At 43.4% G+C, this 8,326-nt stretch carries 4 protein-coding genes; all 4 read left to right on the forward strand.

The genetic code is table 11. From position 1 onward, the window contains the following. Positions 1-548: 548 nt before the first annotated feature. The 4 genes from KFV02_RS11055 to KFV02_RS11070 all read left to right on the forward strand — a co-directional run bounded on the left by KFV02_RS11055 (position 549) and on the right by KFV02_RS11070 (position 7,989). Positions 549-1,070 carry a periplasmic heavy metal sensor gene (locus tag KFV02_RS11055; RefSeq protein WP_252381616.1) on the forward strand — a complete coding sequence of 174 codons (522 nt, stop codon included), beginning with the start codon at positions 549-551 and terminating at the stop codon, positions 1,068-1,070. Positions 1,071-1,213: 143 nt separating this feature from the next. Next, positions 1,214-3,709, forward strand: coding sequence for a heavy metal translocating P-type ATPase (locus KFV02_RS11060; protein WP_252381617.1), 2,496 nt, complete (start codon positions 1,214-1,216; stop codon positions 3,707-3,709). A gap of 914 nt (positions 3,710-4,623) precedes the next feature. Beyond that, positions 4,624-6,816 carry an SF1B family DNA helicase RecD2 gene (gene recD2 / locus KFV02_RS11065; protein WP_252381618.1) on the forward strand — a complete coding sequence of 731 codons (2,193 nt, stop codon included), beginning with the start codon at positions 4,624-4,626 and terminating at the stop codon, positions 6,814-6,816. Between the two features lie 96 nt (positions 6,817-6,912). After that, on the forward strand, positions 6,913-7,989 hold the full coding sequence (locus KFV02_RS11070) for a protein-glutamate methylesterase/protein-glutamine glutaminase (protein WP_252381619.1): 1,077 nt from the start codon (positions 6,913-6,915) through the stop codon (positions 7,987-7,989). Positions 7,990-8,326: the final 337 nt, after the last annotated feature.

An 8,326-nucleotide genomic window follows, 5' to 3' on the forward strand; every position in this document is an offset into this window, starting at 1 on the left:
GACCAAAAGCTGAGTTACGGTGTCTTGATGCACCAGAAAGTTGAACGGTCTGTCACGCCTAAATTCTTATTTCTTTATCTCTTAAATTTGAAAACAGGTGATGTAAACATACGAGAAAGTTGAGATAAGTTATTTGTTAATAACTGGAGTTTTCACTAGTAACCGCATTATTTCTGCGGTTGGGATCACCCATAAGTTAGCATCTGCAAGAAAATTTATTCAAAGCCCTCCAGCCAGTTGCCTCAATAAAATTTCCCTCCTTATTCCATGTCCAGAATAAAAGGGTAGGTCCGGAAAATCTAAGATTTTTTCTCCGAACCAGGCTTGATTCCATCATGGAAATTTACCGATCTTTTTTTTCAAAATAATAGTGGAAAAAAAGAAGAAGGTGTTTTAGACTTTTTTATAGGGTTGAAAAGTCAGGTTATGGTGTTTTTATTAAACCAAATAATTTTATCGCTACGTACTCACGATAGAAAATAACTGTTATAAAAGTCATTGTGGCAATCATTATATAACTCAAACACTTTAAAGAAGGAGGAGTTTTTATGAATCTCAAAAACGCAAAAGTTATCTTCATGGCTATTTTGGCTGTTTTGATGGTGAGTTCTCTAAGCTTTGCGAGTCCAAGTGGTCATGGCCAGAGAGGCGGGATGATGGGAGGGGCTGCTGTCATGCCTGGCTATCAAGGTATGTACGCTCAGATTCCAAGAGAAAAACAGGAAGCTTTGCAAAAGATTTATCAAAAACATTCTGGCGTGATCCAAAATATTTTTCAAAAGTTGTATTCCAAGCAGCTTCGATTAAAGGCTGCCTTGCTTGATGAAAAGATTGACATGAAAAAGGTAAACAGTCTTGTTGATGACATTAGTGATCTTCGAGCTAAGCTTTTAAAAGAGCAGGTATCTATGCAAATTGAACTCAAAAAAGGAGGTTTCATCTTCCCCATGATGGGTAGAGGAATGGGCATGATGGGCGGCATGATGCAACCTGGGATGATGATGGGTCCAGGGATGATGGGGCCTGGGATGATGCATCCTGGGATGTTCTTTCCTGAAGAAGCTAATTAAGTCTATTAGCTGACTGAAAACAGAAGGAATTATGGCCGAAGGTAAGAGAATATGAGTTTGTTCATTCTCTGCCTTCGGTTTTTTTGATAATTTGTGTTTTACGCCTCTGCCCGAGAATAATTGTCGGAAAGAGAGGGAGAGCAATGCATAACCATAGTACAAACGGAACTAGAAAAGGACATTCTCAACATGCCCATACCATTAAGAAGGAATTTGTTGATCCTGTTTGCGGAATGAAGACTGAAAATGAAAACGAATTCCTTCAGCATAAACATAATGGACAAACTTATTATTTTTGCAGCAAACACTGCCTGGAAAAATTTCGCCACAATCCCAAAGACTATATCGGTGGAGGGATTCAGGATAATTTAGACAATATGTCCAATGATACCAGAGAACTTTCTCATAAAAGCCAAATCTATACATGCCCCATGCATCCTGAAATTAAACAGGATGCACCCGGAACATGTCCCAAATGCGGAATGGCCTTAGAGCCCATTCTCCCGGAGCCTCAAAGTTCCAGCACAGAATGGGTGTGCCCTATGCACCCGGAAGTGGTCCGTAATGAACCCGGTAGCTGCCCTATCTGCGGGATGGCCTTGGAGCCCCGTGCAGCAACAGCAATGGACGAAAAAAATCCTGAACTGGATTACATGTGGAAACGTTTTTGGGTTGGTACAGTATTCACGATCCCTCTGGTTATCATTGCCATGAGGGATATTCTCCCTGGTGGAGGGGTTTTGGATCTTTGGGCCTCTACCAAATTTTACCACTGGCTTGAACTTGTCCTTGCAACTCCTGTTGTTTTGTGGTGTGGCTGGCCGTTTTTTGTTCGGGCCTGGTATTCCGTGGTCAATAAAAGTTTAAACATGTTTACTCTAATTGGCCTTGGTGTGGGAGTCGCCTACATTTACAGTCTGGTGGCCACGCTTTTCCCCGGGATATTTCCCCCTTCGTTGCGGGGGCCAGATGGTATGGTTGGAGTATACTTTGAGGCTTCAGCAGTAATTGTTACCCTGGTACTCCTTGGCCAGGTGCTTGAACTTAAGGCCCGTAGCCAAACAGGTGCGGCAATCAAAGCCCTCCTGGGGTTGGCACCAAAGACTGCAAGACTGATTAGTGATGACGGAGAAAAAGACGTCCCGCTGGAATTGGTCAAACCTGGAGATTTGCTCAGAGTTCGTCCCGGAGAAAAAATTCCCGTTGATGGAGTGGTTATTGAGGGAACAAGTAATGTTGATGAATCAATGATTACTGGTGAGCCTGTTCCGGTAGCAAAAGGACCTAATGATCGAGTAGTGGGGGCCACTGTTAACGGCACAGGCACCCTGATCATAAAGGCGGAAAAAGTCGGGGCAGAAACTTTACTTTCTCAGATAGTGCAGATGGTTGCTGAAGCCCAACGCAGCCGAGCCCCCATTCAAAAGCTTGCGGATATTGTTGCTGCATATTTTGTCCCAGCGGTAATCGCATCCTCTATCATTGCCTTTGGCATTTGGGCCTGGGTAGGACCAGAACCTCGAATAGCCCACGCACTCATCGCCGCAGTCTCAGTCCTTATCATTGCCTGTCCCTGCGCTCTAGGTCTTGCGACCCCCATGTCGATCATGGTCGCCACGGGCAAGGGAGCAACCATGGGGATTCTTTTTCGGGATGCCGAGTCTATAGAAATACTTCGCAAGGTGGATACATTGGTAGTGGACAAAACAGGGACTCTTACTGAAGGAAAACCCAAATTGACAAAAGTTGTGCCTGCTGGTTCTTTTGATGAAAAAGAGATACTTCAATTGGTTGGAAGCCTGGAAAAAGGGAGTGAACACCCTCTTGCAACAGCGATTGTTGAGGGTGCATTGAACAGAGGGGTAGATTTGGTTGAGCCAAAGGATTTTGAATCTCATACAGGTAAAGGGGTCAGTGGAAATGTTAAAGGACACTCAGTGCTTTTTGGGAACAAGAAGCTACTAAAAGATTTCAGCATTGATTATGGAAAGTTTGCCGCTCAAGCCGACCAGATGCGCGCTGAAGGAGATACGGTTATGTTAGTGGGTATTGACGGAGAATTTGCAGGATTATTGAGTGTCTCAGACCCCATCAAAAATACAACTCCGCAGGCGATAGAGCAACTTCACGCAGAAGGAATCCGTGTAGTGATGGTGACCGGCGATAATAAACATACTGCCCAGGCAGTTGCCAAAAAACTGGATATTGACGAGGTTATAGCAGATGTCCTACCGGAAGATAAAGTTGAAGTAGTAAAAAAGTTTCAGAATGAAGGGCGAATTGTGGCCATGGCTGGAGATGGCATCAACGATGCCCCGGCTCTAGCTCAGGCCCATGTTGGCATAGCCATGGGAACCGGCACAGATGTGGCCATGGAAAGCGCCGGAGTAACCCTTGTTAAGGGTGATCTTCGAGGGATTGTGCGTGCAAGGCTCCTGAGTAAAGCAACCATCCGCAACATAAAGCAAAACCTGTTTTTCGCTTTTGTCTATAATGCCCTGGGCGTTCCTGTTGCTGCTGGCGTCCTGTATCCGTTTTTTGGCATACTCTTAAGTCCTATTATTGCTGCAGCAGCCATGAGTTTTAGTTCCGTGTCAGTAGTAGGTAACTCCTTGAGGTTAAAGAATGTAAAATTGTAACTCTCTTATTTTTTTGTTCGTAGTGTTTTTATGTTTATTGTTCTAACTAATTGATTCTTTTTACTAAATGACTCAACTTTTTGAGTTAATTTGCGAGCACATTTTCTTCAATGCTAACAAAGACTTGGACACATCTAAGGCTTGCTTGCGGGCTGTGCATAATGGGGTTAGTCAATAGAATGTCACTTAATCCCTTTTCTGTTGTTATGATGGGTTTCGAAAGTTCGATGGAATAACCTCCCTATGCACAGCACTTCCGCAATCTTCGCCAAGATGTGTTACCCAACCCGTTTGTAATGCATTTCAGAAAATGCACTCTTCAATTGTGTAGTAATTTGAGGATGTTAATCGTGTCAGAAAGTTGAGTAAATGAATGGTTTGACCACAGACTTTTATACGCTTCTAATCCCCCCTCGTGTAGGTAAAAAAACTGAACCCAAAAAGCATTTCGTATTTTGGGCCAACAACTTCAAGCTGCCAGCCTTTAAAACGTAAAAATGTTAAGAAGGTGATTAGTTATGCACATGTAATGAAAAAATGTGGGTGATGAAAACGCTGTCAACTGGACATTGTTAACATGAAGTTAGTTTTCAGCTTTTAGCTGAGTTTTTTGCAATTTTATTGTTGAAATTACAGCCTGTTGCCTGTACCGATAAGGCTATTCCTTCAGTCTTTCAGACGAGATTTTATTTTCTATACATCCATCAGGGTACGAGTAGTCCAATTATAAGTATCGAATATGGTCAATAACTGCTATCATTTTAGGTCGTTAGGAGTTAGTTCGTCCAAGGAGATTTACATCTGAAAGCTGGAGAGAAAACACAGGAAGATTTTTATCCAATTACGGTCACACACTAAGAGAGTAGTTGGTAGATTGAGCTATTACAGGACATTAAAGATCCATTTCTAAATAGATGCAGGAATTCAAGGCTGAAGTCATAAATATCGTTTATAATAATCCCGAGAACGGCTACACTATTGCTCGTATAAGGACCAGCCAGTATCCCGGTCTAGTGACCATTTGTGGCTACCTGGGTAGTATTGCCCCGGGTGAGATGCTCAAGATTAAAGGCTTCTGGAAGGAGCATCCCAAATATGGTCGTCAGATTTCGGTTCAGGATTTTGAGCAGCTATTTCCAGCCAGCATCAATGGTATCAGACGCTATTTAAGCTCTCATTTGATCAAGGGCATTGGCCCGGTTATGGCTCAAAGACTCATTGACAAGTTTGGGGCCAGGGTTCTGGAGATTATTGATAAAGAACCAGAGCGTCTTCTAGAGGTTGAAGGGATTGGGCCAAAGAAAAAGGAGATGATTGTACGTTCCTGGGCCCAGCAACGTGAGATCAAGGCGTTGATGCTCTTTTTGCAAAGCCATGAGGTGGCTCCTACTTTTGCCACACGTATTTTCAAAAAATATGGCCAGGAGTCGGTCAAGAAGCTCAAAGAGAATCCTTATGATCTGGCTTATGATATCCAGGGCATAGGCTTTAAAACAGCCGATAAAATGGCCTTAAAACTTGGTTTTGCTCTTGATAGTGAACAGCGGCTTCAGGCCGCTATTTCCTATACTTTGTTTAAGTTAAGTGAACAGGGTCATCTGTTTTATCCGGAAGAAGAACTGGTCAAAAAAGTGCTGGATATCCTTGGGGATATTGACGGGAACTTGATCCTTAAAGCACTGGATGACCTTCTTGAGCGCAAACGTATTTTTAAAGAAGATCTTCCCCAACAAGGCGTAAAGCAGGCAGTATATCTGACCTATTTTTATCGTCTGGAAAAGGAGATTTCCTCCAGATTGTATCATCTTTATACTCACCCGGCAGCCATATCCGAAACCAAGGTTTCTCAAATATTACCCAAGATAGAGGCCAGAGAGCGCCTTACGCTGACCCCTGAACAGAGACAGGCCGTGTTGGGAGCGTGTACAAATAAAGTCTTTGTCATCACCGGTGGGCCAGGAACAGGCAAAACAACTATCACCAGGATGATTGTGCACATTTTTAATCAGTTGGGGCTTAAAGTTAAACTGGCCGCGCCTACTGGTCGGGCAGCAAAACGACTTTCCGAAGCAACAGGGGGAGAGGCCCGCACTATCCATCGGTTGTTAGGTGCAACACCCCAGGGGCAACTAGTGCACAATGAAGAAAACAAGCTGGCTGTTGATGTATTAATAGTGGATGAGGTATCCATGCTTGACGGACCACTTTGTTTGAATTTGCTTCGCGCCTTGCCACTGACCTGTCGGTTGGTTTTAATCGGTGACGTGCATCAGCTTCCTTCGGTCGGGCCGGGGAATATTTTGGCTGATATTCTAAGGAGCGAGGCCATCCCGGTTGTAAAGTTGACTACTATTTTTCGTCAGGCCATGGAAAGCATGATCGTGGTAAATGCTCACCGTATAAATGAGGGTAAGTTTCCGATAAAGTGTTCTAAGCCTGCGCCGGATGCAGATTTTTACTGGGTGGAGCAGGAGGATTTGGTTCGAGTGCAAGAGTTGATCATAAGGATGGTTTGTGAACGCATGCCTGAAGTCTATGGTTTAAATCCGTTAAGGGATGTGCAGGTGCTCACTCCTATGCACAAAGGGGACGTGGGAACCAATGAGTTGAATAAGCTATTACAGGCCCGGCTCAACCCCCAGAGTCAAGAGCTAAAGCGGGGGCAGAGGATATTCAGAGTCGGAGACCGGGTTATGCAGATTCGCAATAACTATGAAAAAGAAGTATTTAACGGTGATCTTGGTTGGATAAAAGAGATTGATCTGGAAGAAGGGCAGGTAGTTGTGGATTACGAAGATCATCTTGTGAAGTACTATTTTGATGAGTTGGATGAGCTGACTCTGGCTTATGCAGTCAGCGTTCATAAATCCCAGGGCAGTGAATATCCGGCCATTATCATGCCTGTGGTTACCCAACATTTTATGCTTTTGCAAAGAAATCTTATTTACACGGGCCTGACCAGGGCCAGAAGATTAGCCATTTTAATTGGTACCAAAAAGGCATTGGCTATTGCTCTACGGAATATCAATGCAGGTAAGAGGTACACTCACCTGCAGTTCAGACTTCAGGAAGTGTTTAATTCCTTAAGTGTTAGAGATTATAGTTAAAATATTGTGAGGGAAGGATAGTCAGGTTGACGTCTTGTATCCCCGCATAACAAGCACAGCAAGTAAAGGTCTAAAAAATTTAAGTGTTCATAAATTATGTCTAAACCCATAAAAGTTTTAGTTATTGATGATTCTGCTTTGGTCAGACAGGTGCTCTCTGAAGTTTTAAGTAGCGATCCCGAAATCGAGGTTGTGGCGACAGCTCAAGATCCTTTGATTGCAGCACATAAGATGCGCAGGCAGGCCCCTGATGTGATCATTTTGGATGTGGAAATGCCTCGTATGGACGGCTTGACCTTTTTAAAAAAAATTATGTCCCAGCATCCTATTCCGGTGATAATCTGCTCTACTTTAACCGAACAAGGTGCTGAAGTTACTCTAAGGGCCATGGAATACGGGGCAGTGGAAATAATTCAAAAGCCTAAGCTAGGGACCAAGAAATTTTTACAAGAAGCCAAGATCATTCTCTGTGATGCTGTCAAGGCTGCTGCTAAAGTCAAACCTAAAAAGATTTGTCCTTCATCCTGGGTTAAGGTTGAGGAGAAGAAGAGTGCTGATGTAATTCTTCCTTTGACTAAATCCAAAATCACATATGAGACTACGGACAGAGTGGTGGCTGTGGGGGCATCAACCGGTGGGACTGAGGCCATTCAACAATTTTTACAGGCCATGCCTCTTAACTGTCCGGGCATAGTCATTGTCCAGCACATGCCGGAAAAATTTACTACGGCCTTTGCTAAGAGACTGGATTCCATCTGTGCTATCACAGTCAAGGAGGCCCAGGATAGAGATACAGTCTTAAGAGGACATGCCCTGATTGCGCCGGGAAACAAACATATGCTTTTAAAGCGTAGCGGGGCTAAGTTCTACGTGCAGATTAAGGACGGGCCTCTGGTATCCAGGCACAGGCCGTCAGTTGATGTTTTGTTTCGCTCCGCGGCAAGATATGCTGGCAGGAATGCAATAGGTGTTATCATGACAGGTATGGGAGATGACGGGGCCAAAGGAATGTTGGAAATGCATGAAGCCGGTGCCTATTGCATTGCCCAGGACAAGGATTCATGTGTTGTTTTTGGAATGCCTCAGGAAGCTATTAATCTCGGAGGTGTAGACAAGGTTTTGCCTTTAGTAAAGATTCCTCAAGAAGTCATGCGAGTGATTTCAACCCACTAAATTAGCTTCAACTTCTTTAGTTTTTTCAGACTCCATTTGCACGAAAATTTGAGAAGTTAATGGTTTAATTCTCTTTTATGTCAGACTGTCATTACATTAGTGGAATCATACATAGGTTTATCTTTCTGTTTATACATGAATATGATGGCCGTAATAACATTATGAGTTTTTTATCCTTCCAACCTGCTCCTGAAACGTGAATAACCTCTTATTCCGTCACAACAATGCCATATCGGTTGTAAAACCCTAATATATTTTTTCACTAGTGTCCGGTTAAAAATATTTCAATAAAGGCAATAAGTTAGGCGATTTGTTTCGTTGTTCATTTTGTTCATGT

It is taken from the genome of Desulfovulcanus ferrireducens (assembly GCF_018704065.1).
Classification (GTDB): Bacteria; Desulfobacterota; Desulfovibrionia; order Desulfovibrionales; family Desulfonatronovibrionaceae; genus Desulfovulcanus; species Desulfovulcanus ferrireducens.

Coding starts and splice junctions, on each gene's coding strand:
- KFV02_RS11055 (WP_252381616.1), top strand. CDS start 549: ATGAATCTCAAAAACGCAAAAGTTATCTTCATGGCTATTTTGGCTGTT.
- KFV02_RS11060 (WP_252381617.1), top strand. CDS start 1,214: ATGCATAACCATAGTACAAACGGAACTAGAAAAGGACATTCTCAACAT.
- recD2 (WP_252381618.1), top strand. CDS start 4,624: ATGCAGGAATTCAAGGCTGAAGTCATAAATATCGTTTATAATAATCCC.
- KFV02_RS11070 (WP_252381619.1), top strand. CDS start 6,913: ATGTCTAAACCCATAAAAGTTTTAGTTATTGATGATTCTGCTTTGGTC.